Source organism: Paenibacillus sp. MDV22-iso6, assembly GCF_058408365.1.
In genome coordinates this window covers 425,278-451,801 of sequence record NZ_JBZVDZ010000004.1, presented here as the reverse complement: position 1 = coordinate 451,801, position 26,524 = coordinate 425,278, and the positions used below count along the sequence as shown (strand labels likewise).

Sequence of the window (26,524 nt, the reverse complement as noted above, 5' to 3'; positions counted from 1 at the left end):
GGGAGGAATACATGTGTATGAGGCATGGATGAATAGCATTTCGCCATTCGTAAGAGCGGCAAGAATGACGGAATCATTTTCTTTGGCAGGGGAATGGATAGACCACGATCATGTGTATACATACATCGAACAAGGGGAAGCGGAGTTCTTCTTGAGTGGTGTGAAATACCTGGTCAAAGAAGGCGACATTGTGCTGATGCATCCATTCATGTCTCATATCATTCGGTCTACCTCCACGCAGCCATTGATTCAGTATATTTTTCATTTTGATCTGTACTATGAGGAAGAGCGTAGTTTATTGAAGAATACGAGTGCAGCTCATAGTGAACGACCTGATCTGGCGGATAGGGAAATGAAGCTGGCTTCCATACGGCCAATCTCTCATTTGCAGCTAGCCGATCGAATTGAATGGAAAAAGAGATTTGCGCTCATGCATAAGGAGTTTCAGGAGCAGCGGGGAGGATCTTCGTTAATCACGAAATCCATATGTTTGGAGTTGCTGCATCTGTTTTTCAAAAATCAATCCGAAGATCAGGACCAAGAGGGGAACATGACCAAGGGGTGGGCATTCATTGAAAAGTCGATTCGTTATATTCATGAATGCTACGCCGACCCTCAATTAAATAATGTTGCTATCAGTAGACATGTCGGTGTATCGACGAACCATTTATCGTATTTATTCAAAAGCAAGCTGGGGATTACCCTTCACAAATATGTGACACATATCCGAATAGAGCAGTCCCAGAAAAGAATTATTGAAGGCACACATAATTTAACCCGGATTGCCGAGGAAGTTGGCTTTTCGAGTATTCATCTGTTCAGTCGGTCTTTCAAGGCTGCTGTAGGTATCACTCCCAGTAAATATGCAGCGATGAAATCGAGGGTGGAGTGGGAATAGGCGGATAGTTGCTAACTAAATATAAAAGATATATAGTATATTTAGAAAAGAAATAGTTAGGATGAATGCAATGGCATACTCTACAGCCTTATCACAGGGAATCTCCATTCTGCTCTACGTTCACGCGTACACCGAGAAGAACTGTCTTAACTATCTATCGACCAAAGTGATATCGGAGCAGCTAAATATTCCGGTTCCTACGACGGTAAAAGTCATTCGCAACCTGAATAACGCCAAACTGACTGCGGCAAAAGAAGGTGCCAAGGGCGGCATATTGCTTGCTCAGCCTTTATCGGAAATCACGATGTTGGATGTATTCCTGGCGGTTGAACCCGGCAAAGATTTGTTTAAAATTCATACCGATGTAACACTCCAGGGACAAGACGTGGATGACGTGAAAGAAAAGGTCATTCATCATCTTGAAGGCGCAGAGATCGCAATGCAGAATTATTTAAAAGACATACGGTTAACCGATCTGTTTCATGAAGAAAAAAAGGGTTAACCTCTTTTTTTGGCTTTAACTAGATATAATATATATCAAGTATATTGCGTTTTGAGAGGAGCAGCTAAAATGAATTTGCATACAAAAGTGGCTGAAGCCAGAAACGGGGTTCCTATTCCCCAACTGGGCTTTGGGGTTTACAAAATAACGAAAGAAGCAGAATTTACAACAGCGACTCGCGAGGCCATTCAGGTCGGGTACCGACATTTTGATACTGCCCGGATCTATGGGAATGAGAAAGCGCTGGGAGCAGAGATCCGGCATAGTCCAATTCCGCGCGAGCAATTCTTCATCACGTCGAAAGTCTGGAATACAGATCATGGCTATGAAGCCACCAAGAAAGCTTTCCAGAAAACCATAAACAAGCTGGGTGTCGATTACCTCGATATGTATTTAATCCATTTTGCCTCGCCAAAGTATATCGAAACGTGGAAAGCCATGGAGGAATTATACGAGGAAGGCAAGATCAGAGTCATTGGGGTCGCGAACTTTGAGATTCAGCATCTGGAAGAATTAAGGAAGCACACGAAAATCTTGCCGATGATCAACCAGATCGAGACGCACCCGGAATTCCCGCAGAACGAACTGCGTGCCTATATGGACAAACATCAAATTTTACATGAGGCGTGGGGTCCACTGGGGCAGGGGAATAAAGTGTTATTACAGCATCCGGTATTGAAGGAAATCGCTGATCATCACCATAAGACGGTGGCTCAAGTGATTTTGCGTTGGCATCTGGAACGGGGCGTCATCCTGATTCCCAAATCATCCAATCCAAAGCGGATCAGAGAAAATAGTGAAATCTTTGATTTTGAGCTGTCCGCTGAGGAAATGGAAAAGATCAGTCGTCTAAACTCGGGTAAGAGGTATTCGATCCATCCGACAGGTTATATTGTGAATCCGATTTTTAATACATTGATGAAACTATTTATCTAGGAAAATAAGACAAAAAACGGGTCGTGGGTCATATTCCATCGACTCTTTTTTTGTATTTATGAAAACATTGACAATTCGTTAACAATTCCAGGATTTTCCGTTTACAAATCTCTCCTATAATTACAATCGTGATAGGTCATTTTTACTATGAACGTGGAAGTTGGGGGGATGAGCCGGACAAGCTCTCATAAAGACGATACATGCAGAATACCAGACAGCAGGGCATGACAAAACAAGGCAAATTAAATGGAATAGAGAAGGGTGACAAGAGCCAATGTCAATGAAAAAGGTGTTAGTGGTGTCCATGGTAGCAACAGTGTTAGGTACTTCTGTGGTTAGTGCAGTATCGGCTGCTCCTGCAGTGAAACCTGTGGCTAATGCAGCTCAGGTGCAAAATTCCACGCTTACAATAAACGGTAACAGCGTCGTCGTTCGTTCCATCGTTAAAAATGGGGAGACACTTGTGTCACTTCGTGATGTGATCAAAGCCATCGGCGCACAAGCCGAAGTACATAGCGGAACGACGGTGATCAAGCTGAATGATCACAGCGTGACGCTCCAAAACAATAGCAAACAAATCGTGGTAGATGACGTCAAAGTGAATCTGAATCAACCCGTTACTATCATCGGTGGTACAAGTTACATCGCTCTTCGTCCACTGGTGTCGGGCGTTGGCGGTACGATTGTCAAGCGAAACGGACTGCTTGAGATCAGTACAGTATCCTTGATCGATGAAGTCGAGAATCCTCGTTTTGCCGGAGCAGATAAGCTGATTGTTTCCAAGAGCGATAACAATGGCAGAAACGATTATCTCGTCAATACAACAAGCGGCAAATATGATCTGTTGTTAACGACAGACGGTGGATCGGATCTCGTTATTTCGCCAAGTGGTGATCAAGCGGCGTATACGAATGCCGAAGGAGCCGTTTATGTTATTGATCTGAAGACCAAGGCTTCCAAACTAATCACCAGCGACAACAGCATCAAGCCTGAGTTGGTATGGTCTGCTGACGGGAATGCAATCTACTTCCTGCAAGGGGATAAAGGGTCCGTGATTGCCAAGGTGAATCTGGCGGATGGGGCGATTACGAAAGTGGTCGAAGACAAGGTGGACTATAAGGAAAACCTGAATGTATCTGCTGACGGCAAGAAATTCATCTATACCGTAACAACACTTGGTACCGTAACTTCGGATACAACCAATGTGGATGAAGACAATGTCTCCATTGATTTCTCATCCAATCAACAGCAAATATTTTCGTATAACACAGCAGATTCAAAACCGGAGGCTGTGAAGCTCACAACATCAACTGACGACAAGGTATTTGTATGGTCTGCTGACGGACAAAAAGCCTACTACGTGAGTGTGCCTTCCGAAGACGGTAAAGCATCATTGCTGTCTGTGGATTCATCTCAAAAGTCTACGCCGGTGTATTCCGAGTACGATGTAGAACAAGCTATTCTGTCGGGTGGCATCTTGTATGTACTTGCGGCCCAGGATGACAGCAACAGCGTGATCCTTTCGATCGATCCGGTAACTGGAAAACAAACCAAGCTGTACACCGTATCTTCCGATGTATCCTCCATCGCGGTTGCCGGAACACAAATCTCTGTGGTTGAGAACGGCCGAGTTCTGGTACAAGCTGGCGGAAGCTGGAGAGCCGTTACGAAGTAATGTTTTATATCAAATATGATCACAAGCTTTTTAATTCGAGAGGAGTTTAATTAACATGAAAAAATGGATCAAACCCTTCACAGCAATGCTTATGGCTGTATCTCTGATTGGTGGACTGGGTGGCGCAACGACAGCATCAGCTGCCAAGAGCACAGAGAAAGGTAAAATAGTCATTAACGGTTCCTCCGCATTGCTTCCGCTGACACTTCAAGCTGCCAGCGAATTCAAAAAAGATAATCCAAAAGTTAAAATCTCGGCTTCCGCAGCAGGTTCCATCACAGGTCCTCAATCCGTTCGTAAAGGGATCGCGGATATTGGCGCTGTAGACTGGGATGCATCCAAAGATGTACCTGGCTTCAAGAAATTTGATGGCTTGGTAGCCAATCCGGTAGCTGTAACAGTGTTCACGGCTGTCGTTAATACCAATGTGGGTGTAAGCAATCTGACAACAAAACAACTGCAGGACATCTTCTCCGGCAAAGTGACAAACTGGAAGGAAGTTGGCGGATCGGATGCCAACATCGTTGTAGTTAACCGTAAATTTGGTTCCGGTACACGGGTTAACTTCCAACAAAAAGCTCTGGATGGCAAGGATTTCATGAGCAAAGGGGATAACTACAAAGAGGTTGGCTCCAGCGGTGATATGAAAACAACGATTGAAACGACACCAAATGCAATCGGTTATATTGACCTTCCGTATGTGACTAGCAAAATGAAGGCTGTATCCATCAATGGCGTGGCACCAACAGAGAAAAACGTCCTGAACAAAACATACAAAGTATGGGGTATTGGATATTACATGACCAAAGGTCAACCTACGGGAGCAACCAAAGCATTCATCGAGTATATCCAAAGCAGCAAGTTCCAGAACGGTTCCCTGAAAAAACTGAAATTCATTCCGCTTGCTGCCGTTAAATAACGAAAGCTGCGAACGTCCATCATTCTCGCATTTCATAAGGAAAGGGATAGCCAGCTTCTGCGCACGGTCGCCAAGCTGGCTTCTCTATGTGAAAGGAAGAGCCCTTCATGATCGATTTAAATCCATCCACGAACAGCCCTGCTCCGAGTGAGCTTGGTTCAAGCATCGGCAAGGCTCCCGGATCGGGAACCCGGTTTGACCGTAAGGCGCGTTTAAGATGGTCCAATAAACTGTTTCGCATGGTCTGTATTGGCAGTACATTGTTCGTTTGTCTGGTTCTGTTATGCATTCTGGTCCTTATGCTTCGTACGGGCGTTCTGACCTTTGCGGATGTTTCGCTCAGCGAATTCTTTTTCTCTACCAACTGGGACCCGGAAAATGAGCATTACGGTGCGCTGACCTTTATTCTGGGAACGCTGGCACTGACGGGGCTCACGATGCTGTTTGCCATTCCAATCTCCGTCATCATTGCCGTGTTTCTCGCGGAAATGACGCCAAAATGGCTTCGCCATATTCTGCGACCCGTATTGGATCTGTTGGTGGGTATTCCTTCTGTGGTATACGGTTTCTTGGGACTGACGATTCTCATCCCCTGGCTTAGGGATATCAGTGGACATGATCTGGCGGACGGTTTGCTCGCAGCGTCCATCGTTCTGACGATTATGGTGCTGCCTACCATTAGCCGGATCAGTGATGATGCCATATCTGCTGTACCGAACAAATACCGGGATGCAGCTTATGCACTTGGTACGAACCGATTCCAAACCATAACTCGTGTGGTCTTGCCTGCTGCAAGAGGCGGAATCATGTACGCCGTCATTCTCGGGATGACTCGTGCCATTGGAGAAACGATGGCGGTGGTGATGGTCATCGGCAATACGGCGCAGCTCGCTAACAGTCTGTTTACACCAACAGCGGTGCTGACAAGTAATATTGTCATGCAAATCTCAAGCGTCGAATTCGATTCCACCTGGAATCACGGGCTGTATATGATGGGCTTTATCCTGCTTGCCATTTCCATCTTGATGATTGTAGCCGTAAGAATGCTTCAGAAGAAAGGGGGACGCTACTCATGAGTATGAAGAAACAGGCGAACGCTGTCCCCGCCTATTCGTTCGGCAAACGCAGAGGTGCATCCACGCTGATGGACCGGATTTTTACGGGCATGGTATGGGGTGTAGGGATTATCGTCATTTTATTCATTGTTGGACTGTTATTTCTTCTTCTGGAAAAAGGGCTGCCTTTGCTGAGCTGGGACTTTCTATACGGTGTTCCAAGCGAGATTGAAGAAGGAGGAGGGATCGGGCCGGCGCTGTTTAACTCGTTCTATGTGCTGATTCTATCCCTCCTGATCTCGATTCCCATCGGCATGGCGGCCGGGATTTACCTGGCGGAATTTGCTCCAAACAACAAACTTATGGAGATCGTGCGGATTTGCGTGGAGGGACTGTCTTCTGTTCCATCCATCATCTTTGGATTGTTTGGTATTGCCCTGTTTGTGGAGTTCTTCGAAATTGGTCTTACCATTCTGGGCGCCGCCGTCAGCCTTGCCTTTCTGAATCTGCCTGTGCTTACCAGGGTAACCGAGGAATCGGTTCGGGCGGTTCCGGTTGAACTTCGTAATGCGTCCTTTGCACTTGGCTCTACCCATTTGCAGACGATCCGTAATGTATTGCTGCCGGTGGCTATAAACGGGATCATGACAGGCATTTGCCTTACGGCAGGTCGGGCATTCGGAGAGAGTGCCGTCATTATTCTGACCGCAGGGGTGTCTACATCCGGGGAAATGTGGGACTTCAATTTGCTATCGCCAGGAGGAACCCTTGCTGTACATCTGTGGTACATTCAATCCGAAGCGATTGTGCCCGATGCCGAGGAAATTGCGCAAAAGACAACGGCTGTGTTGATCTTTGTGGCCTTGCTCATTAATATTCTGTTCCGTGTGCCAATTTGGCTGAATGCACGCAAAAATCAAGCCTGATAGATCAGAATGATGGCAATTAGTTGAACTATGCATTTACACGAGAACGTAGAGGACAGAAATAAGCTGGAGAAGCGGAGCGTTCGCCTTTATACCCGGATTTTCACCTAATTAAAAGGGAATGAAAAAAATCTGGGGATAACAGCGATCGGAAGGTTGTTCTGTCATCGGAGTGGCAAGTGTAAATATGTTTAGTTCAACTTCCAGCAATACATTCAAATTCAACACCGGGAGGAACTATTGTGCGGTCAATCATTGAGATCAACAAATTGAATTTATATTACGGTCAGTTTCAGGCACTTAAGGATGTCTCCATTGAAATTCCGGAACGGGCCATTACCGCTTTTATCGGACCGTCCGGTTGTGGCAAATCGACGCTGCTGCGAACCCTCAACCGCATGAATGACCGGATACCGGGAACACGTATCGAAGGTAAAGTGGCCGTAGGCGGGACGGACATCTACAGCGGCGAGGTGCATGTGGAAACCATTCGCAAGAAGATCGGTATGGTTTTTCAGCAGCCGAATCCTTTTCCGAAATCCATCTACGATAATGTGGCCTTCGGCCCAAAACAGCACGGTATCCATGGTAAGAAGAAGCTAGATGAAATCGTGGAACAGAGCCTGCGTTCTGCTGTCCTGTGGGATGAAGTAAAGGATAACCTGAAGCGTTCCGCGTTAAGTCTATCCGGAGGACAACAGCAGCGCCTCTGCATCGCACGTGCACTGGCAGTGGAGCCGGACATTCTGCTGATGGATGAGGCTACGGCGTCGCTTGATCCCGTCTCGACCTTCAAGATCGAGGAGTTGGCTCATGAGTTGAAGGAACGTTATACCATCGTGATGGTCACACACAATATGCAGCAAGCAGCTCGGGTCTCCCAACAAACGGTTTTCTTCCTGAATGGGGAGGTTGTGGAATACTCTGCGACCCAAGATATGTTCGCCGAGCCCGTTGATTCGCGTACGCAGGACTATATCAGTGGTCGGTTTGGTTGATTCTGAATCGGTAAGAGGTGGAAGTCTTTCAGATAGTTATCTGGAAGGCTTTTTTCTGTTTTTGATTAGTTCAACAGACCACGTTGCTCCAGTAATTGTGTCGTAACCTTCCACAGCTTGTTTTGCATTCCAGTATCTCCGCCTGGATACACAGGAGTAATGGATGCCCCGCTTCCAACATTGAAATACCCTCCCGTTACTTCTCCAAAATTCGGCTCCACAGCCAACCGGGTCATAATGTCCGTACCCCGCCGTGGGTCGCCGATGTGTAAAAACGTTAGAATGTGCTCAAGCACACTCGCAAACCATAACTCCCGACCAAGACCCGTAACATTAAATCCCGGATTTAAAGCATTAACACGAATTCCAGTTCTATCCCAGTGACGGGCAAGTTCGATAGTAAACATAATATTCAGCAGTTTGGTTTTGCCATAGATGGCGGAGGAGCCGCGTGCAGTAAAGGGATCGGTATCCGTTAAGTCATCGGGCAGCACCAGTGTGCCATGATTCCGCGAGGCTTCAGATGCAACATTGACGACTCGAGCGTTGCCTGCCCGAATCAGGGAAGAATGCAATGTGTGCGTTAGTAGCCAAGGTGCCAAATAGTTCACGGCGATCATCTCGGCAAACCCTTCGGAAGTGACTCTTTGTTCAAAAGCATGAAGACCCGCATTATTCAAAAGTACATCGATACGCGGATAAGCGGCTGCGATTTCAAGCCCTATACGTTTTACATCGCTCAGTAAGGACAAATCTCCAAAGAAAAAGTTGATCTTGGCGGATGGCTCAATTTCCCTGATTTTGTTTCTGGTGGTCTCGGCGCGTTCTTCGCTTCTAGCTGTGAGTACAAGATGTGCACCACGTTTGGCAAGTTCAATGGCGGCAAGCTGCCCCAGTCCACTTGTTGCTCCGGTAATTACAATAATGGGTTGTGTTGTTTTCATAATGAGGTCTCCTTTTGACACGAATAGGGTCGAACTATATAATGGACATAAATCAACTATATAATTTAATTGATATTTGTCAACTATATATTCATAAGCCTGCTTTGATGTATCGAGGAGAGGGGAACAACAATAATGAGTGAAAACCCGGTTAAAACCAAAGATAGAGAAACTCTGGAACTGGCACTTGGTGAGCAGATCCATGCGCTAATTAGTGCTTCGCATGCGCTTAATGTCAGATCTGCCGAGCGTTTTGATGCGACTATGCAGCCTGCCGCTTTTCATTTGGTGCGGTGGTTGTATTCTTACGGTCCTACAAGCGCCGCAGCTTTGGCAGAAGCGACGGCTATGGACCGCAGTTCGGTAAGCCGTCTGATTAAACAACTTGAGAAGGCAGGGTATGTAAGCAAGGAGCCGGACCCCGAAGATCGGCGCGGCGTTTTGTTGTCTTTGACGGAGCTTGGTCAACAATCGACGGTGGGTGCGCTCAAGGAGAAGGAGTCAACTTTTTATGAACGCATATCGGGATGGAATGAAGAGGAACTGGAACGTTTCACCACTATGCTTCGGCAGTTTAATGGGTTTAATGTTTAGGGAGAGGTATCATTTCACAACCCGTTAACTTACCATTCACAAAAGTAAACATGTAAAAGCTAAATCAAAACAAAGACAAACCCAGAGTACCTGCGGATTAAGGGAGCATTACGCCTGTGCATTCGTGGGTTCTTTTTTCTATATTCGGCAAATGTTCCGTCCTCAAATATTTACAAAGTCCTTCATTTATACCTCTTCATCACCCCTGTTATGCTAATTCTCTTCCTAATGCTCCACTAGCTGTGGTGGAACTTTCCTGAATGGTGAACAAAATCCGAATTTTTCTTCACCCTCTTGCATCCTTTCTCTAGTACATTTCAGCACCTCAATATGGAGGATGATAGAGCATGATCTTCATAGACACAGCAAAAGAAATCGTTAAAGAAATGTAAAGCAATGCAGGAATATGTCAAATTTTTAATAGGCGCTTTCATTGCGTTGACCCTGCCCTCAAAGTTTCTTATATTTACTCCCGACACAACAACTCAGAACGGTGGTGGGATGATTTTGTTCAACAATAAAGGAAAGAAAATGCTCGCTATGCTTACGCTTATACCACTGGCTACGGGCCTTGTCATGGGAGCTTTCCCTGCTGCGGTAACCTATGCGGATGCGGGAGATAACACTCCAACCAACAGCTCGGCAACAGGTTCATGGCAAACGGGGGATTTGCACGTACATACCTTTGAGTCCGATGATGCACAGAACTCGCTGGAAAATGTACTCGACGCGGGACTGACGAAGTATGGTCTGGACTGGATCGCGCTTACGGATCATTTGCGGTTATCCAAGCGGGATCAGAATGGAGTAGACATTCCAGGTGGATCGATTCCGATGTCCAAAGGGATGAACGAGTACCAGGTGCCACAGATCAAAACACTTCAGGAAGCAGGCAAATACGCAGGCAAAACGATCTTCTCCGGTTTCGAATGGGACATGCCGACACATGAACACGTTGGTGTAGGTATTCTCACAGATGAGCCGAATTCGACCGAAGCGCTGGAAGCTGCAAACGAATTTGAGTATCGTTTTACCAATCGGGATGCGAGTCTATTTGATGCGGCTGACGTAGCGGATTGGAATCAGACGGGAGGACGTGCCTATACGACCCATCAGGATGCACTAGCTGCTATCAATTGGCTGGCAACCAAGTATCCAACGACGAGTTATGCGATGATCAATCACCCTTCACGGGGCAAAAACAAATATACCATCGCGGACTTCCGTGAGTTCAACGATCTGGCTCCACAAGTTGTTTTTGGTATCGAAGGTATGCTGGGCAACCAGATGGAACCGGATCGCGGCGGGTATAACACGAGCTACAACGTAGCCAATCCGACCGCAGATGATGGATACAAATACCGTACATACGGTGGTGTGGACTATATGGTCGCCAAAGTGGGCGGTCTGTGGGATGCATTGTTGGGAGAAGGGCGTCACTTCTGGAACTATGGCAATTCGGATTACCATTTCAAGACGATTGGCACCAATTCCAGCGGTTATTTTCCGGGCGAATATGCCAAGACCTATTCTTGGGTTGATGGTACAGGGATGCAAGCCGTGCTGGAAGGACTGCGTTCGGGGAAATCATTTTCCGTATTCGGTGATCTGATCAACGCACTGGACTTCACGGCTTCCGGCGCGGGTACTCAGGCTGAAATGGGCGGAGACCTGGGTGTGATCCAAGGTGACGAAGTGGAACTGAAAATCCGTTTCAAGAGTCCAACCACGAGCAACAACTATGAAAAACCTATCAACAGCGGTACGTCCGCTGGACAAGTACCGGTGGTAGATCACGTAGATCTCATCGCGGGAGATGTGACGGGTAAGGCTGAGAAGGGCACACCCGCATATTCCAAAGACGCGAACGACTCCACCAAAGTACTGGCAACCTTCACGTCCAACGATTGGACAACAGATGCCGAAGGTTACAATGTCATCACGTACAAGATCAAAGCCACAGACCAGGATAAATATTATCGCCTGCGTGGTACAAATCTGGGCATGAATGTTACTGGAGAGACTGTAGATGGTGAACCGCAACTTGATCCGAAGATCACAACAGCGGATGCAGAGACTCGGTTCAACGAGATCAATGATCAGAACTATCGCGACCTGTGGTTCTACTCTAACCCGATCTTCGTGAATGCCACACCTTACAGTGATGCACAGGCGGTAACGGATACGCTTCAAGCGATTGATCTGGGCGATCTGAACGCGGTCACTTCCGACCTTACCCTTCCTGTTGAAGGAAAACATGGAGCAACGATTAGCTGGTCCAGCTCCAACCCGGAATTGATGGATGCACAGGGGAAACTTATTACACAGCCTGAGAACAATGAGCGACTGGAATTGACGGCAACGGTACAACGTGGCAGCGAAATGGATACTAGAACGTTCACTGTCATTGTGGAGGGAACAAATAATCAGGCATTGGTGTTAAAAGGTAACATGACCACCGCTGACGGCCAGCCGTATCATACGGATACATGGACAAACCAGTCCGTAACGGTTAGTGTAACCAGCGCAGTATACGCCCCTGCTACTTCCGCAATCATTGAGTTGTCTCGTGATGGAGGGCAGACGTACGAACCGTATACAGAGAATACGCCTTTGGAGATAACGGAGCCGGGAGAAAATAAGCTGCTATTCAGAGCGACAGACGATTTGAACGAAACCTATACTTTACCATTGGTGGTCAAAATAGATCGCGAAATTCCTGTCATCACCCTGCAAGGCAACAGCCAAATGTCATTAACCGTGGGAGATACGTATAACGAGCCTGGAGCACAGGCTACCGATAATGTGGGCATCAATGGTTCCGTGCAGATTGACGGCACAGTGAACACACAAGCGGCGGGGATCTATACCCTTCGTTATAACGTGAAAGATATTGCCGGCAATGCTGCACAGGAAGTCACACGTACGGTTATCGTACAAGCCCGTTCGGGTAATGGCGGCGGGGGTTCAGGTAGTGATGGAGGCAACGCTGGAGGGAATTCCGGTGGAAGCACACCAAGCGTGCCAACAACGCCTACAGTTCCAACCACACCAACCAACCCGGATACGGGATCAGATTCTACTACTGAAGTGAAGGTAGAGGTCGAAGCGAATCAGCCAGTACAAACGGGTCTGAAAGACATCGTGCAATTCAACGCTCCGGCTGGAGCCATTGGGGAAAAAGATACGTTGCAGCTGTCCGTTGTATCCCAGGACCAATTGCAAAATGCAGCTTCGCTGAACGTACTGGGCCAAGCAGTACAGATTACTCGCAGTGGAGGACGGACATTGAACGATCAGGCAGCATTGAGTCTGCAATATGATGCTTCCAAGCTGCCACAAGGAACACAGCCAGCGATCTACTATTATAATGAAGCCCGTCAGAGCTGGGTATTCATCGGTGGTAAGACGAATGCAGCAGGAACAATATCGGCTAATGTGAATCATCTGGGTACCTTTGTTGTGTCCAGTTACACAGTTGCTAATCTGTCCGATCTGAACGGACACTGGGCATCCGACTATGCAGATCGTTTGATTGGCATGGACGTTATCCAGGGGTACACAGATGGTACATTCCAACCATCCAAGAAGATTACACGGGCAGAGTTTGTTACGTTAATCAGTAAGGCACTGGCTTTGAAGTCCGTGCAGTCGGATACGACGTTTGCAGATCAAGGCAGTCTGCCAGACTGGGCGAAGAGCGATATTGCCGCAGCCGTGCAAGCCGGAATCGTGAAGGGCTATGGAGACAATACGTTCAAACCTAATCAGACGATCACTCGTGCCGAGATGGCTGTGATGATGGCGAATGCATTGAAGTTAAGTGCAGATGCACAGTCGGGAACGAGCAATGATGCTGTAAAACCAAGCTTCACTGACGAGTTGCAAACTCCGGCTTGGGCACAAGATGCACTCAATACAGCCGTTCAGGCCAAAATTGTGAACGGATATACGGACAATACGGTTCGTGCAGGGAATATGACTACCCGTGCGGAAGCCGCGGCAATGATCTATAAGCTGCTATTGGCGCTGCATGTTTAACTAGTAAATTAAAAATGTTTAGCAAAAGAGAAGTACCCCGTAAAGAGGTACTTCTCTTTTTTTTCTTAATACTATGGTCGCGATCTACTTATTTTAAAATAACCACAAAACCCGTACATCATTTCTGTAACGGTTTTTGTGGCCTTCTTATTTGAATAGAAAATATATGCACACTATCACACATCGCATGTGAATCACGACCCTTGAGGCTGCCTGAACTCTTTAGGGGTCATTCCGCATTTTTCTTTAAATATCCGATAAAAGTACTTCATATCCTGTATTCCAACCTCTCTGGCAATAGTTTGCACACTCCAATCGGTTTCGGATAACAGTTCACAACTTCGTTGTATACGTTTATTTTGTATCATCTGTGTCAGGGTGAGCCCGGTAACCTGCTTGAATGTTCTTTGGAAATGGCGAGGGCTTATGGCAAATCGTTCACACAAACGAGTAAGAATGGCGGATTCATTATAATGACTGGATATATAGTTCACTGCAAGTTGAATGTGGTCGGTCAGATCTCCTTGTGCAGACTGAAGATCACTTGGCTCGGCATGCCGTATGCGAGTTAACAAGTCCATCAGATGAAGATACAGTCGGTAACGATAGCCGGATTCCTTACATTGAAGTTCAAGGTGTAAAGAGTACATGATCTTCCCGAATTCTTTCTTGTTCTCCGTTACTTTGAAGCCGTTCCCCAGAGTACGAAATGGTTGAGTGAGCTCATCAATATCATCATAGATCATGCGGTCACCGATGGCTTGAGGCCCCGATAATATGTGCTTCTCCACAAGGCAATTCATGAGCGTGACAGACTGATTCAATGTGGTCTGGAACACATGTCTCGTATCTGTAGGAATGAACAACAGGTCTCCACGAGTGATTGGGATACAGCTGTCATCGATCGAGAGTGTTCCTTGACCTGCCGTAACATAAGACAATTCATAAAATGAATGCGCATGCTTCTGACATTGGTTATTTCGTATTTCTACCGGATGCATGGAAATGGGAGTGTCATGGAAAGGGTGCTCCATGTAATAGGTTGAATCGTTAAAATTCATAAACAGGAGGCCCCTCCCTCTTCAATTTTTTATTATTTAATTTTAATGGATTAAGCGAGTGACTTCAATCAATCAGATGTCGCATTTGCCCATAGGTTGGTCGCCCTAGACCATTTTTTATAAAGGGTGAAGTCCTTAAAATGAACATGAATAAAGGAATGGAGGAGAGAATCAAGTGACATCAACATTAATGAGTACATTGCCTCAGACAAGAAAGCCTTATTTACTTCGTAAAGGAGAGGGTACGAGTTATACGTTCGGTAAACAGGTAGTTACAGTCATGGCGGATGCTGACAGTACAGGAGGACAGTTCGAAATGTTCACCATCGCCGGGAGTAAGGGAGAGGTGTTTCCCCTCCATTTTCATAACAGTAGCTACGAATCTTTAATGGTTCTGGAGGGAAGAGTTGAGTTGGTAATCGACGGGCAATATCATCTTCTAACTTCTGGAGACTATGCACATATACCGCCAGGGACAAGGCATGCCTATCGGTTTGCAGGTCATCGAAATCGTATGGTTTCCTATTCATTACCTGGGAATATCACGTCTATCTTTCCTGTCATCGGTTTGGCCTATTCTTTCAAGGATTACCCACCGCAGCCCCTACACGAATGGACGCAAGAGGATTTGATCCGAGCCTCCGAGGTAGCTGATATTTGTTTTGAGGATGGAGAGTTACAGTGGGGTGCTTCCCAGCTTGTTGAGACAGGAGTAGTGCACGGCGGAGTCGTTCCTTATGTATTGGAGAGCGGGGAAGGGGATCGTCTCTTAACGGGAGATCAATTGCATCGCATTCTTGCGTCTCAGAAAAATACAGATGGCGCCTACATTTTTGTATCTACAGAAGGACCGAAGGGTGAACCTATTGTAGAGCATTATCACGAGAATCATGTGGAAACTTTTTATTGTGTACAAGGCCAGATGACCATGTGGGCGAATGGAGAAGAAATTCAGCTTCATGAAGGAGACTTCCTCCACGTGCCGGAAGGTACTACCCATGCCTATCGTCTCGATGCACCGTATACCCGGTTTGTTGGAATGCTGGAGTGTGGTTTGTTTGAGCCATTCTTCCGCATCTTGGGTGAGCCTTATGAACATTTTATTTTCCCGAATGAACCTGGCCCGCTACGGATGGACCGCGTTATGGCTAATATGGATACTCTGGATCTGAAAGTGGTTGCCCAATCACCGTTGCATCGCAATTAAGTACATGATGGATAAAAAAACAAACCTTACACAACAATCACAATCGTATAAATTAATTTGGATTTTAGCCTTTGCGATGGTTATTTCCGTGATGAATTCCACCATGTTTAATGTGGCACTGCCTGATCTTAGAGCAGAATTCGGACTGACTTCTTCCCAGGTTAGCTGGGTGGTAACCGCGTATATTATTATATACGCCATAGGGTCAGTAACGTATGGCAAGCTGGCTGATATGTTCAAGTTGAAAAATTTGATTACATTTGGATTATGCTGCTTTGCAATGGGGTCACTAATCGGAGTACTGGCGGACAGTTATATGTTCATCATTGTGGCTCGAATTCTACAATCGATAGGAGCGTCCGTTATCCCGGCCTCTTCCATGTTGATTCCAATTCGTTATGTGGCTGAAGAGAATCGTGGCAGAGCATTGGGGATTACTTCGGCTGGTATGGCTCTTGGGACAGCTATTGGTCCAATCATTGCCGGGTTCGTTCTTAGTATGGCAAGCTGGCGTTTTCTCTTCGCGATTTCCATTGTGGTGCTTGTTACATTACCGTTCTTCCGAAAATATCTGGGTAATGACAAGGGTGTGAGAGGACAGGCAGATCTTCCGGGAGGGCTATTGCTGGCTGGCGTTATTACGCTGTTAATGCTTGCGATTACAAGACAAAGCTTGCTCTTGATGCTGCTGATGTTAGTGACGCTCGTACTGTTCTGGATAAGGATGAGAAGATCGTCAGCACCGTTTATATCTCTTGAATTGTTTAAAAACAAACGCTACTCTCGCGGACTTCTCATTGGGTCCATGGTGTTGACTTTGAATTTGTGTGTGCCTTATCTGATCCCCCAGATGTTAACCAGTCTTAATCAGTTGTCTGCGTTACAGATCGGGTTGGTGATGTCGCCTGGAGCCTTGTTTGCCGCATTATTTGGACTCTTGGGCGGGCGTATTACGGATAAAAAAGGGAATCGTTATCTGTTTTCGTGGGCTTTTGGACTGCAATTCATTGCGTATACGCTACTGTATATTTTTACAGGTGGTTCGTATGGTGTGGTGCTGTTTGTTCTTATCGCTGCGAATACAGGGCTGACATTTGCCCAGATTGCTCTTGCGGATACCGTATCCAGAACTTTGCCGAGACATGAGGCGGGTGTTGGTATGGGTGTCTATATGATGTGTAACTTCATCGCTGGTGCGATCGGAACAACGATTCTTGGAACCACATTGGATGCAAAGGGGGCAAGCACTCAAGTATTCGGTTCAATTTACATCTTTTTTGGGATATGGATTGTGGTCTCCGCAGTATTGTTTCTTTCCTTTACCAAAAAGAGAGAGTCCGAATCTGCATCAACCTAGGTTGTACTTGGTATCGTCGATTTAAAATCGATAGAAGCTTTCTGTCATACGCAAGTTATTGAACAGGCTGTCCCACAATTCCTCTAAAGGATGGAGCAGCCTGTTTGTTATGTTTACGGAAAGATCTCAGTATCCTGAAGCTACAGTAAAAAGATCGGGATAAATAAGGCAGGGAGCAGGTTCAACACTTTGATCTTCGTAATCTACAAGATGTTTAACCCCGTATAAAGCGTCAGAATACCGCCAATCAGAGTAATTTCGTTCATGATATTCAACGTCATGAAGATGGATAAACAATTAATCAATTTATCAAGCAAGATTTCACTCCTGAATTCACCAAACTGAGTTTAGAACATCGTCGACTTCTTTGATTCTTGTGACAGATGGTGTTTGAATTAGATTTCCTTTAACCATGACAATAGAGATGTCTGACAAGGCCTCGATATGTTCCAGGGGATTTTGCTCCATAATAATCAGATCGGCATGTTTTCCGATATCCATCGTCCCTGTAATATCGTCAACACCGAGGATCTTCGCATTGGTTCGAGTCACCATGTCGATGACCTGTTTGATGTTCAGGTTGGCCTGTCTCATGTAATGGTCCAACTCTCTCCACATATCATAGTGAGTCACGTAAGGCATGGCGGCATCGGTGCCTATCCCGATGGTGATGTCGTTTTCGATCGCTTGTTTTACACCTTTGAGCATGGAATCATAGACGAGTCTGGAGTTCTCTTTTACCGTTGCACTTACCTTCGTTACGCTGGTATCAAGTGAAGCGGAGGGATAAGCGGCTTGCAGGGTGGGGATGAGTGCGGTGTAGCCATTCAGGGCATTGGGATTATTTTTGTACAAACGAATGATTTCGTCGTCCATCTCCGAACCGTGCTCAATGGTATCGACCCCACCTTGTAACGCAACCCGTACGCCTTCGGTGCTTTCCACATGCGCTGCCACCCGCAAGCCAATCTTATGCGCTTCATCGCAGATCGCCGCAACTTCGTCCACCGTCATCTGTAAACGTCCAGCTTCGCCCACCATCTTCGCATCCGTCACGCCACCAGTCACACAGATTTTGATCAGATCCACACCGTGTTTCACATTGATCCGTACATTTCTTCGTGCTTCCCACGGGGAGTCGCCAACCAGAGCCAGGAATGGAGCACCGTGTCCGCCCGTTACACTTAGGAAAAACCCGGAGACTAGCAGATTGGGGCCGACAAAGTCACCGTTGTTAATCTCATCCCGCAGCTGGACGTCCGTGTAAAAGAATTCCCCCACACTGCGCATCGTCGTCACACCCGCATGGAGTGCGGTCAGCGCGTTGCGTTTCATGCGTTTTTTCAAAACGTTTCTGCCAAACTTGGTGTTCAATATTCGATCATAGGCAAACTGCAACATGCCTTCACTAACCGAGAGACTGAACGGTTTACCGTCTGCAAAGAGGTGCACGTGGGCGTTGATCAGTCCAGGCATTACGTATTTTCCTGAGAGGTCGATTGTTGTGTAGTGACTAGGGATAAGCAGTTCGTTATCTTGGCTTATATTCTGAATAAGTCCTTGTTCATTGACAAGAATGGTCATGTTTCTTTGCAGATTGCGGCTTGAGTCGCCGTGGATCAGATTGACGTTTTTCAATGCGTAAGCGGTGTTCATATGTGTTCCTCCTTTGGATGTAGGTGAAGCGAGTAGTTAGGGTAACGAAGATACCTGTTTCAATAATGAATAAATAATTCATTTTTAGGTTAAAAAAATTGGCTGATATATGATGAAGTTTTTTTGCGTGCAAACCAAGTGAAGTTGATCTGATCTGCACGCTTTGTCTATCTGACATAAGTGATGAGATATAGCGTTATTCGTTGAGACTTTTCATACCGTACAGTCTGTATACATACAAGGCTTCGAATATTTGCTTCCGGCTGTCCTCACTCATATCCCGCTTCAATAGATCCAGGTTCATGTCGATCACGTTGTGCGCGAGGATGTTCAGTAAGATCAAATTCTCCTCGGTGCCAATCTCATACCGTTTATATTGATTCTTGAGATAGGCCTTCTTGGTTTCGATCATTAGCTCAACAAGTTCATTCTTGGCGTTGGTGTAGATGGTGCCTTTATTCTTTTCAAAGATGATCACGATTTGATTCCGATATTTCCGTAACACATCAACCTGTTCCTGTAACAGTGCCGACTTTCGCTCGCTATCCGTTTCCTCGAAAAGAGTCTGGTTATCAAAGTGAATCGTCTCCACCAGCACATTCTTCAGATAATCCACCAGATCCGGTGGCACGACGGCGTAGAATAGTTCTTTCTTATTCTTAAAATAAGTATAGATATTGCCCACGGAAATATTAATTTCATCCGCGATATCGCTCATCTTGGCATCCACATAGCCTTTTTCAAAAAAGACCTTGAGCGCCGCGTATTCAATCTCTTTCCTGACTTCGTCTTTCTTGGCTTGCACCATCGGGAACGACTCCTTAATAGTGAATGGGCGGTTCGTTATTAGGATAAGCCTTTTTGAGTGGTGTGTCAAATGAGGAGAGGGTAAACTAGATCTCGGCTTATAGAAGATCTAGTGCTTATTTCGTATGTTTATTTAAAATAATCCACTAGGACAGGATCAATATGGATGAAGACATTGAAATACATACTATTCATTTGGGCAAAAGTGACATTATTAGATTCAATCAATAATTAGTGAAGGAATTTGAAGCTCTATGCGAGAGTGGCGTGATGAATTATGTTGTATATGGGAAGATATAGAGGTAATGAACAAGGAGCACTTAAACATGTGCTCCTTGTTTTAAAATTAGATAGTCTTATTTCGAATTTAAAAGTTCAATTATGTCAGAATTTTCTTTCTTTATGGCGAGTGTTTTTTTCTCATTGTTCGGTAATAGTTGCTCAAATGTTACGTTATATAGTTCTAAGGCTTTTTTCCAATCGCCTGTATTTGTAACCTCAGAAGCTTTAGAAAGAAATTTTTCATAAATAGCCTTTTGTTGCTCATTGGAAGGAATTTCGTTATTGTTGAATTCTAAGCCTAAATAAAACATCTTTTTTTCCGGATTGTATGCATAGTGGGTTGAAGCGACTTCAGTTTCATCTGTTTCAATGTTTAGGCTTGATTCTTTCATAGTCTCAATCAAGTCATCGAGAGATACTTCTTTTTTCTCATTACACGAAATAAGCAATACAGAGACCAGAGCTATTAGGCTTATGATTATAGTAAAACGTAACTTGGTCATTCTTCATCCTCCCTAGACTTTAATGTTAAGAAGCATTTTTATTTTATTTATTATTTTAAAAAATATAACAGTTAGTTGGCTTGATTGACATATTTAATTATACTTTGAAAATCGATGAGTCCAAATCCATAGTGATCATCTCTTCCTTTTGTGCCTAAATCGATTGAAGTTTGTTTGAAAATTTCGTTAAGCTTTTTTTCATCTATTTTAGGATCAATTGTTTTCAGGAGTACTACCAAGCTTGATACTAAAATACTTGAGGCGGATGTACCAGATATAATCTGATTTTTACCATGTTCGTCCATTAAAGATGTGGGAATATCAATCCCTGGGGCACTCAAAGTTATGTCACTATTAAAATTATTTGTTTGTACATAGTTATTTTTTTGGTCAATCGCCGCAACTGTGATAACTCCTTCATATGCCGATGGATATAATTTTTGGCGTGTCATATCGTTACCTGCGGATGTGATAACCAATATGCCTCTATTAAGGGCTTCATTAATTAAATTATTTAGTTTTGCATTGTTCTTATAGGTACCTATACTCAGATTAATGATATCAACGTTGTTTTCTAGTGCAACGGATATTCCCTTATTTAAAGATTCAATTTCTATTTTTTTGTCTGTTCCAACATCAATTGAATACATTTTCAAATGGTCTCTTAGCAATTTTCCATCTAATGATGGGGTGTCTAAAAATTTACTTGTGCAAAATGCTGAGGTAATCAACGTACCATGTTTACTATCATTATCTTCTGATCCAGTTATTTTAATTTCTTCTATATCCATATTCTTCAAACAAGGACTCGTTTTATCAGTACCAGTGTCAATAATTGCAATGGATAAAGGTTTCATTGCAATTTCATCTTTTACTGGATAGTAATTTAGGTTACTGTATGGCCACTCTTTAATACTATCTGTCGCCAAAATTACCTCTATTTTATTATGAGGTTTCAAAATTAGAATAGCAAAACATATAATAATAGATAGGATAATACAACTGTAAAAAATATGTTTAGATTTGATCATAAGTAACCCCACTTACAAAGTAATAAGTTATACGACAATATTCGTTGTCGTATAACTTATTATTGATTATTTAAATACCTACTCCATAAATACCAGCATAATAGTGCGAACCAATCAAAGAACAACGAATGCTTGCATATTGTTCCCAAGTACTGTTCTGATTGACTGTAAAGGAGTATACTCCAGCCAAAGATACACTATGCGAAGCTGTCAGCTTAAAGGAAGCTTTAGCCTCATTTTGGGTCCAAATCTCTGGTTTTTTATAGTAATCGGTTTCAGTAATTTGTCCCTGTAAAGTGCAATCACCTACTTCAGAAATACCAACTGCTGCTCTTCCGCATGCTTCTCCAGTGAATTCAACGTGTTTTTGTCCGTTACTGACTTTAGTGATCTGAGTAACATAGATCTTTGAAAAAGTTGTACCATCAAATTGCTTCAATTCAGCTGTGGCACTGAAATTACCATCCGAAGGCCAGTTTTTACTTGTCATCTCTTTTTGGTTAGGCAAAGTATATACGTTTACATTATCCTCAGTAATCTCGTCAATTCTCTCTTGAGTTACTGTGAATTCAATCCAAGAGCCATCTTCAAATTCCAGTCTATCATTGGTAACTGTTGGATTCTTTTCTCTATACTCTTCAAACTCTTTCATACGTTCTTCATGAGTCAGAACGTTTAATTCTTTCTTTTCTTCGTAATCTTCTTGTAAGAAAGAAATATCTTCTTCTTGAAGTCCAACTGCTTCTGCTTTAGTTGAAGTCAGGCTTCTGATACTAGGATCTGTTGTAACAATAATTTGATCATTTCCATTCAGATCCAGGACTTGTCCAGTTTCAGCAAGTTGACTTTTAATTTTTTCATATTGTAATACTTTAGAGGCCTCAGACTCAGTTAAACCCTCGGTAATTAATTCATTGAGCTTTGTACTGGTGGAATTTAATTCTGTAGCGTTAGTAACAGGAGCTACTGACATAAGTAAAGAACATCCTAAAAGTATAGATATTATTTTCTTCAACATATTCCATCCTATATTTACAATAATTGCAAATGCGCATTTGCCGATGTTAATCTTAACCTTGATACGTAAAAACTTAAATAGGTCAAAAAGTCTAAAAAATGTATTATTTTGTCGTTTTTTTGTTATTATACGAAGGTAGATCTTATTTATATTAAGATACAACATGCTATTTAGTTGATTAAATCGCTCTGCAGTTAAGGAGTTACTAAAATGACTTCCGCGGAACATACCACAATTAATGATGGAGCGGAGGTTAGTACTTTCGCTTCCCTTTTTATTGAAGAATTAGAGGAACGATGGTCTGAAATAGATATATTAATAGAACAAATTAAATTACAAAGTAATGTTGATGTAAAAAATGTTCTTTGTAGATCGGCGGTAGTTCTGTTAGTTGCTCATCTTGAAGGTTTTATGAAAGAAGCGGCATCAACATTAATAAGAGACTTAAACCAGTATTGTACTTTCTCGGACTTTCCAAAACGAATTCAAAAAACCTACTGCAGTTTGTTCTTGTCGACTATAAATGATAGTGGAGGCATCGATAATAGGATTCAGGGTAAGTTACTTGAGGAGTTTTCCAAATTAAATGCTCGTCTTACTGTCGAACCTTTTCTATTTGACAGAAATAAAAATCCATCACCGAGTGTAATTGAACTTATTCTTAATAATTTTGGTATCAAGGATTTTTTTAAGTTACTGCATAATTCAAAATTAGATGTTGTGTTTGAAAACAATATTTCTGAAACGAAAGAGCTTTTAACAGATTTAAAAGATTATATAAAGCAAGCAGTTGTAAGCTATCCATATAAAATTAATTTATTGGATTATCAAATCTTGATTAAAAATGGACAACTTTTAAGAGATGATTCATTGTGGATAGTATTTATAGATGAGTTATTAAGAAAACGACATTCTATCGCACATGGAGCGAATTTTCAAAATGAGATAGCAGTAAAGGAACTAGAAGATGCAAGGATTAAAGTTCAGATACTGCAATACACAATTGCGTTAGTACTGTTTAACTCCTCGATTACGACTCTCTAAAGCTGCTCTTAACTTGATTTGTGAATGGTACGTCTTAGCGTACCGACTCAAGTTCATTTTTATGTTACCCTCTCCTTAACAAAGGAGTGGTGACATGACAAGTACCGACAGTGAAAATCTCGCTTCGCAGTACGCACAACTCATCGAACAGGAAGACGATTACGTTAACCAACTGGTCACATGCAACAAACTCATCCTAGACGCCATGGACATCATCGCAAAGCAAGCAGGTGTGCTTGAGATGGATACCGTGAAACAGGCTGCGTATCACCTTCATTCCATGGAACAGGATTTGAATCGAAAGTTATTTAAAGTCCGACTGGAGAAGAGCATCTTGGCAAATCAAATGAGCCAGTCTACATAAACCACCTTAACTAAAGGACAGTGCAGGATCACACAAGATGATCTTGAACTGTCTTTTTGTCTGTCCATCCAAACGTTTTTCGCCTTCAATTAAGCATTGACTTTCCCCACAAATCCCCCTACACTTCAATTATTAAAATACTTTTAAAAACATTCATTGAATGGTTCGAAATGAACGAAAGGAGGCATACAACTAACCATGTTACCCACTTCACACAACACCCAACAGGTGAAGCGCATTAATGTTGAACTTGTGAAGAATACACTGCGATCAATAGGCGTAGGCACGAAGGCTTCCATTGCAAACCTGACGAAACTCAGCGTAGCCACATGCGGCACGATCCTGAACGAGTTGCTTCAGACAGGTGAGATTATCGATCTGGGCCCGGACGAATCGAGCGGGGGAAGACCAGCGAGTCGGTATCAGTTTAATGCGGACTACGCGAGTGTGCTGTGCCTGATCATTAGAACGGAGGGCGGCATACACTCAATCACGCATACCCATGCCAATCTGAACGGGGAAATGACGGACGAACAGACTCTTATTTTGGATGAGATTAATGTGACTGTGGTGGAGGATTTGATTGCGAGCCTGATCGAAACGCACCACAATGTGCAGGCCATTGGCATTGGTATACCAGGGGTGGCACACGACGGTGTAATTGGCATTTGTGATGTGTCGGAGCTGGCGGGTCAACCGCTAGGGCCAAGGCTCAAGGAACAGTATGATGATGTGGAAGTGGTCATTGGTAACGACATGAATCTCACGGTGTACGGACTGTATAACCAGCAGCAATTTGAAGAAGAGAAGAACTTCGCGGTAGTTACATTTCCTGAGAACCATTTTCCTGGTGCAGGCTTTATTATTGATGGTCGTCCGCTCACAGGGAACACGCAATTTGGGGGCGAGGTATCTTTTCTACCTTTTGGCGTGTCACGGGAAGAACAGCTACGGATGTTGAAAACAGCGGAAGGGTTGCAGGAACTGGTGGTACAGACACTGGTATCCATTATTGCGATCATTAATCCGGCAACGATTGTGGTAACAGGGGATACGATGGACCCGGCTATGCGGGATGGCCTGACGCAAGGTTGTCTGGATCGAATGATTCCATTGGAGCATATGCCGGAGTTGATTATCCAGAGAGACACACGACGTGAATACCTCACTGGGGTGATCGCTGTTACGTTGGAGAGCCTGACTTATCGCATCCAACTGATCGAGAAGCAATGGTAGTCAACCACATTTTATGGCACCTTAATGGAGGAACTTAATTTGAATCAGCAAGCAGGTACAGAAGGAAACAAGAAAAAGTTCAACAAGCTTTACGCCATGCAACTGGCAACGATTTTTCTGGGATTTATCGTATTTGGTATATCTGAAAATATTAAGGGACCAGCCATTCCGCGAATTCAATTCGACTTCAATCTGGATGAGAAACAGCTCGGGACGTTATTGTCCCTGAATGCACTGGGGTACCTGATCGCCTGCTCCTTCACCGCCATCCTAGTTCGGAAATGGGGCATTAAGGCAGTTAGCATCATTTCGTTTGCATCAATGATACTCTCGGGTGTGTTCATTTACGTATCTCATACATATCCACTCTTTGCTTCATCATACTTCTTCATGTACATCGGAAACGGCATGTTGGAGATTGCGCTGGCGATTCTGGGGGCGCGAATCTTTGTGAAAAACACAGGTACGATGATGAACCTGTCCCATTTCTTCTATGGACTGAGTTCAACGGTAGCGCCTTTGCTGGCGACAGGTGTGATGTCGTTGCACGTGTTTGGTCACGAACTGGACTGGCGCGGTATGTATCTGGTGATGTTGTCACTCTGTATGCTGCCGATTATTGCGGCGCTGCGCAGCAAGTTTCCGGGGGATGATCTTCCTCATGAAGATCGGACTTCACTGAAGACGTTAACACGTGATCCAGCCATCTGGCTGATGGTGCTCATTCTTTCTTTTGGCGTGGTATCAGAACTGGCGGTTGGAGGTTGGCTCGTTAACTTTCTGGAGAAAGCCTACACGTGGGACACGGTCAAAGCATCTGGGCTGCTGTCTGCGTTCTTCCTCAGCTTCTCGCTGGGCAGACTGTTGCTAGGGCCGCTTACAGACCGGATCGGATTCGTCTTGTCGTTGATTCTGTTCTCTGCTTTCTCGGCGGTATGCACATTCATCGCTATTGCAGGCGGAGAGGGGCTGGCATTCTTCTTTGCCGTATCAGGAGCGGGTATTGCGATGATCTATCCAACAGTCATGGCATTTATCGCACGCAGATATCCGAACGGCAGTGACACTGCGATTACGTTCACAGTTACCTTGATGGGGATTGGTAGTGTCATCGGTAACTATGTGATTGGCTGGGTCATTGAAGGTGTGAAGAATGCATATGGCCCAACCACTCAGCTGGGGTCATTGCGCGGACTTCAAGCAGGGTACGGATTCATCGGCCTATGCGCTGTAATCTGTGCGGCATCTGGAATAGTGTTGTACGGGTATTTGAAGCGGAAGCAGGAACTGATTTAGCTATCATTTATTGATTTTAAAACAGAAATCGATGCTTTATGTAGAAAGCGAATAAAGTGTGAATTAACGATGCTTCTTTAAACTATGGGAACGATAGTGGAATAATACACATTAATGAGCAGATACTTCGGTATCCTGCTCTTTTTATTAAGCTAAGTGCAGGTTAGTTATTTC

Annotated in this window: 23 protein-coding genes; 16 read left to right on the top strand and 7 right to left on the bottom strand. The window is 44.3% G+C overall.

All coding sequences use genetic code 11. The features are described from left to right. Positions 1-13: 13 nt before the first annotated feature. From AC4PM4_RS14075 to pstB, 8 genes are all read left to right on the top strand, one after another. A complete protein-coding gene (locus AC4PM4_RS14075; protein ID WP_491613871.1) occupies positions 14-898 on the top strand; it encodes an AraC family transcriptional regulator in 885 nt (294 codons plus the stop codon). Between the two features lie 70 nt (positions 899-968). Next, the gene (locus AC4PM4_RS14070) at positions 969-1,400 is read left to right on the top strand and encodes an RrF2 family transcriptional regulator (RefSeq protein ID WP_488731536.1); all 432 of its coding nucleotides are present in this window, start codon (positions 969-971) and stop codon (positions 1,398-1,400) included. Positions 1,401-1,469: 69 nt separating this feature from the next. Further along, positions 1,470-2,336: an aldo/keto reductase gene (locus AC4PM4_RS14065; protein ID WP_491613870.1), complete on the top strand. Its 867-nt coding sequence runs from the start codon at positions 1,470-1,472 to the stop codon at positions 2,334-2,336. A gap of 280 nt (positions 2,337-2,616) precedes the next feature. Then, entirely contained in the window at positions 2,617-4,011 is a 1,395-nt protein-coding gene (locus tag AC4PM4_RS14060; RefSeq protein WP_256336614.1) for a stalk domain-containing protein, read from the top strand. Positions 4,012-4,066: 55 nt separating this feature from the next. Further along, positions 4,067-4,930: a phosphate ABC transporter substrate-binding protein gene (locus tag AC4PM4_RS14055; RefSeq protein WP_063565318.1), complete on the top strand. Its 864-nt coding sequence runs from the start codon at positions 4,067-4,069 to the stop codon at positions 4,928-4,930. Positions 4,931-5,037: 107 nt separating this feature from the next. After that, on the top strand, positions 5,038-6,006 hold the full coding sequence (gene pstC / locus AC4PM4_RS14050) for a phosphate ABC transporter permease subunit PstC (protein WP_063565319.1): 969 nt from the start codon (positions 5,038-5,040) through the stop codon (positions 6,004-6,006). Further along, positions 6,003-6,911 (top strand): phosphate ABC transporter permease PstA, encoded by a 909-nt coding sequence (pstA, locus tag AC4PM4_RS14045; protein ID WP_076287876.1) that lies wholly within the window; start codon positions 6,003-6,005, stop codon positions 6,909-6,911. Before pstC ends, pstA begins: the two co-directional genes overlap by 4 nt. Before the next feature lie 242 nt (positions 6,912-7,153). Beyond that, on the top strand, positions 7,154-7,909 hold the full coding sequence (gene pstB / locus AC4PM4_RS14040; RefSeq protein WP_170867890.1) for a phosphate ABC transporter ATP-binding protein PstB: 756 nt from the start codon (positions 7,154-7,156) through the stop codon (positions 7,907-7,909). Between the two features lie 65 nt (positions 7,910-7,974). On the opposite strand, the gene AC4PM4_RS14035 is transcribed toward pstB, so the two are convergent. Beyond that, positions 7,975-8,853, bottom strand: a complete 879-nt coding sequence (locus AC4PM4_RS14035; RefSeq protein WP_072734665.1) for an SDR family NAD(P)-dependent oxidoreductase — start codon at positions 8,851-8,853, stop codon at positions 7,975-7,977. Positions 8,854-8,988: 135 nt separating this feature from the next. On the opposite strand from AC4PM4_RS14035, the gene AC4PM4_RS14030 reads away from it, so the two are divergent. Then, positions 8,989-9,447 carry a MarR family winged helix-turn-helix transcriptional regulator gene (locus AC4PM4_RS14030; protein WP_072734664.1) on the top strand — a complete coding sequence of 153 codons (459 nt, stop codon included), beginning with the start codon at positions 8,989-8,991 and terminating at the stop codon, positions 9,445-9,447. A 507-nt stretch (positions 9,448-9,954) separates the two neighbouring features. Continuing rightward, positions 9,955-13,488, top strand: coding sequence for an S-layer homology domain-containing protein (locus tag AC4PM4_RS14025; protein ID WP_491613869.1), 3,534 nt, complete (start codon positions 9,955-9,957; stop codon positions 13,486-13,488). A 194-nt stretch (positions 13,489-13,682) separates the two neighbouring features. Here the strand turns inward: AC4PM4_RS14025 and AC4PM4_RS14020 are convergent, their stop codons facing one another. Beyond that, positions 13,683-14,549 (bottom strand): helix-turn-helix domain-containing protein, encoded by an 867-nt coding sequence (locus AC4PM4_RS14020; RefSeq protein ID WP_072734662.1) that lies wholly within the window; start codon positions 14,547-14,549, stop codon positions 13,683-13,685. 190 nt (positions 14,550-14,739) lie between these two features. Here AC4PM4_RS14020 and AC4PM4_RS14015 point away from each other — a divergent pair, with 190 nt between their 5' ends. Both AC4PM4_RS14015 and AC4PM4_RS14010 read left to right on the top strand, forming a co-directional pair. Beyond that, on the top strand, positions 14,740-15,756 hold the full coding sequence (locus AC4PM4_RS14015) for a quercetin 2,3-dioxygenase (protein ID WP_491613953.1): 1,017 nt from the start codon (positions 14,740-14,742) through the stop codon (positions 15,754-15,756). 4 nt (positions 15,757-15,760) lie between these two features. After that, positions 15,761-17,113 (top strand): MFS transporter, encoded by a 1,353-nt coding sequence (locus tag AC4PM4_RS14010; protein ID WP_491613868.1) that lies wholly within the window; start codon positions 15,761-15,763, stop codon positions 17,111-17,113. A 333-nt stretch (positions 17,114-17,446) separates the two neighbouring features. On the opposite strand, the gene AC4PM4_RS14005 is transcribed toward AC4PM4_RS14010, so the two are convergent. The 5 genes from AC4PM4_RS14005 to AC4PM4_RS13985 form a co-directional block, all read right to left on the bottom strand. Beyond that, entirely contained in the window at positions 17,447-18,769 is a 1,323-nt protein-coding gene (locus tag AC4PM4_RS14005) for a metal-dependent hydrolase family protein (protein WP_400346112.1), read from the bottom strand. A 196-nt stretch (positions 18,770-18,965) separates the two neighbouring features. Then, positions 18,966-19,577: a TetR/AcrR family transcriptional regulator gene (locus AC4PM4_RS14000; protein WP_090809647.1), complete on the bottom strand. Its 612-nt coding sequence runs from the start codon at positions 19,575-19,577 to the stop codon at positions 18,966-18,968. Between the two features lie 355 nt (positions 19,578-19,932). After that, positions 19,933-20,361, bottom strand: a complete 429-nt coding sequence (locus tag AC4PM4_RS13995; RefSeq protein ID WP_090809649.1) for a hypothetical protein — start codon at positions 20,359-20,361, stop codon at positions 19,933-19,935. 71 nt (positions 20,362-20,432) lie between these two features. Next, positions 20,433-21,392, bottom strand: coding sequence for a S8 family peptidase (locus AC4PM4_RS13990; protein WP_090809651.1), 960 nt, complete (start codon positions 21,390-21,392; stop codon positions 20,433-20,435). 70 nt (positions 21,393-21,462) lie between these two features. After that, on the bottom strand, positions 21,463-22,407 hold the full coding sequence (locus AC4PM4_RS13985) for a hypothetical protein (protein ID WP_218135414.1): 945 nt from the start codon (positions 22,405-22,407) through the stop codon (positions 21,463-21,465). A gap of 213 nt (positions 22,408-22,620) precedes the next feature. On the opposite strand from AC4PM4_RS13985, the gene AC4PM4_RS13980 reads away from it, so the two are divergent. The 4 genes from AC4PM4_RS13980 to AC4PM4_RS13965 all read left to right on the top strand — a co-directional run bounded on the left by AC4PM4_RS13980 (position 22,621) and on the right by AC4PM4_RS13965 (position 26,350). Continuing rightward, positions 22,621-23,454 (top strand): MAE_28990/MAE_18760 family HEPN-like nuclease, encoded by an 834-nt coding sequence (locus AC4PM4_RS13980; protein ID WP_090809655.1) that lies wholly within the window; start codon positions 22,621-22,623, stop codon positions 23,452-23,454. A 94-nt stretch (positions 23,455-23,548) separates the two neighbouring features. After that, positions 23,549-23,818: a hypothetical protein gene (locus AC4PM4_RS13975; protein ID WP_090809657.1), complete on the top strand. Its 270-nt coding sequence runs from the start codon at positions 23,549-23,551 to the stop codon at positions 23,816-23,818. A gap of 198 nt (positions 23,819-24,016) precedes the next feature. Then, on the top strand, positions 24,017-25,054 hold the full coding sequence (locus AC4PM4_RS13970) for an ROK family protein (RefSeq protein WP_491613866.1): 1,038 nt from the start codon (positions 24,017-24,019) through the stop codon (positions 25,052-25,054). 96 nt (positions 25,055-25,150) lie between these two features. Then, positions 25,151-26,350: an MFS transporter gene (locus AC4PM4_RS13965; protein WP_491613952.1), complete on the top strand. Its 1,200-nt coding sequence runs from the start codon at positions 25,151-25,153 to the stop codon at positions 26,348-26,350. Positions 26,351-26,524 lie beyond the last annotated feature (174 nt).

Coding starts and splice junctions, on each gene's coding strand:
- AC4PM4_RS14070 (WP_488731536.1), top strand. CDS start 969: ATGGCATACTCTACAGCCTTATCACAGGGAATCTCCATTCTGCTCTAC.
- AC4PM4_RS14065 (WP_491613870.1), top strand. CDS start 1,470: ATGAATTTGCATACAAAAGTGGCTGAAGCCAGAAACGGGGTTCCTATT.
- AC4PM4_RS14060 (WP_256336614.1), top strand. CDS start 2,617: ATGAAAAAGGTGTTAGTGGTGTCCATGGTAGCAACAGTGTTAGGTACT.
- AC4PM4_RS14055 (WP_063565318.1), top strand. CDS start 4,067: ATGAAAAAATGGATCAAACCCTTCACAGCAATGCTTATGGCTGTATCT.
- pstC (WP_063565319.1), top strand. CDS start 5,038: ATGATCGATTTAAATCCATCCACGAACAGCCCTGCTCCGAGTGAGCTT.
- pstA (WP_076287876.1), top strand. CDS start 6,003: ATGAGTATGAAGAAACAGGCGAACGCTGTCCCCGCCTATTCGTTCGGC.
- AC4PM4_RS14035 (WP_072734665.1), bottom strand. CDS start 8,853: ATGAAAACAACACAACCCATTATTGTAATTACCGGAGCAACAAGTGGA.
- AC4PM4_RS14030 (WP_072734664.1), top strand. CDS start 8,989: ATGAGTGAAAACCCGGTTAAAACCAAAGATAGAGAAACTCTGGAACTG.
- AC4PM4_RS14020 (WP_072734662.1), bottom strand. CDS start 14,549: ATGAATTTTAACGATTCAACCTATTACATGGAGCACCCTTTCCATGAC.
- AC4PM4_RS14015 (WP_491613953.1), top strand. CDS start 14,740: ATGAGTACATTGCCTCAGACAAGAAAGCCTTATTTACTTCGTAAAGGA.
- AC4PM4_RS14010 (WP_491613868.1), top strand. CDS start 15,761: ATGATGGATAAAAAAACAAACCTTACACAACAATCACAATCGTATAAA.
- AC4PM4_RS14005 (WP_400346112.1), bottom strand. CDS start 18,769: ATGAACACCGCTTACGCATTGAAAAACGTCAATCTGATCCACGGCGAC.
- AC4PM4_RS14000 (WP_090809647.1), bottom strand. CDS start 19,577: ATGGTGCAAGCCAAGAAAGACGAAGTCAGGAAAGAGATTGAATACGCG.
- AC4PM4_RS13995 (WP_090809649.1), bottom strand. CDS start 20,361: ATGACCAAGTTACGTTTTACTATAATCATAAGCCTAATAGCTCTGGTC.
- AC4PM4_RS13990 (WP_090809651.1), bottom strand. CDS start 21,392: ATGATCAAATCTAAACATATTTTTTACAGTTGTATTATCCTATCTATT.
- AC4PM4_RS13980 (WP_090809655.1), top strand. CDS start 22,621: ATGACTTCCGCGGAACATACCACAATTAATGATGGAGCGGAGGTTAGT.
- AC4PM4_RS13975 (WP_090809657.1), top strand. CDS start 23,549: ATGACAAGTACCGACAGTGAAAATCTCGCTTCGCAGTACGCACAACTC.
- AC4PM4_RS13970 (WP_491613866.1), top strand. CDS start 24,017: ATGTTACCCACTTCACACAACACCCAACAGGTGAAGCGCATTAATGTT.
- AC4PM4_RS13965 (WP_491613952.1), top strand. CDS start 25,151: ATGCAACTGGCAACGATTTTTCTGGGATTTATCGTATTTGGTATATCT.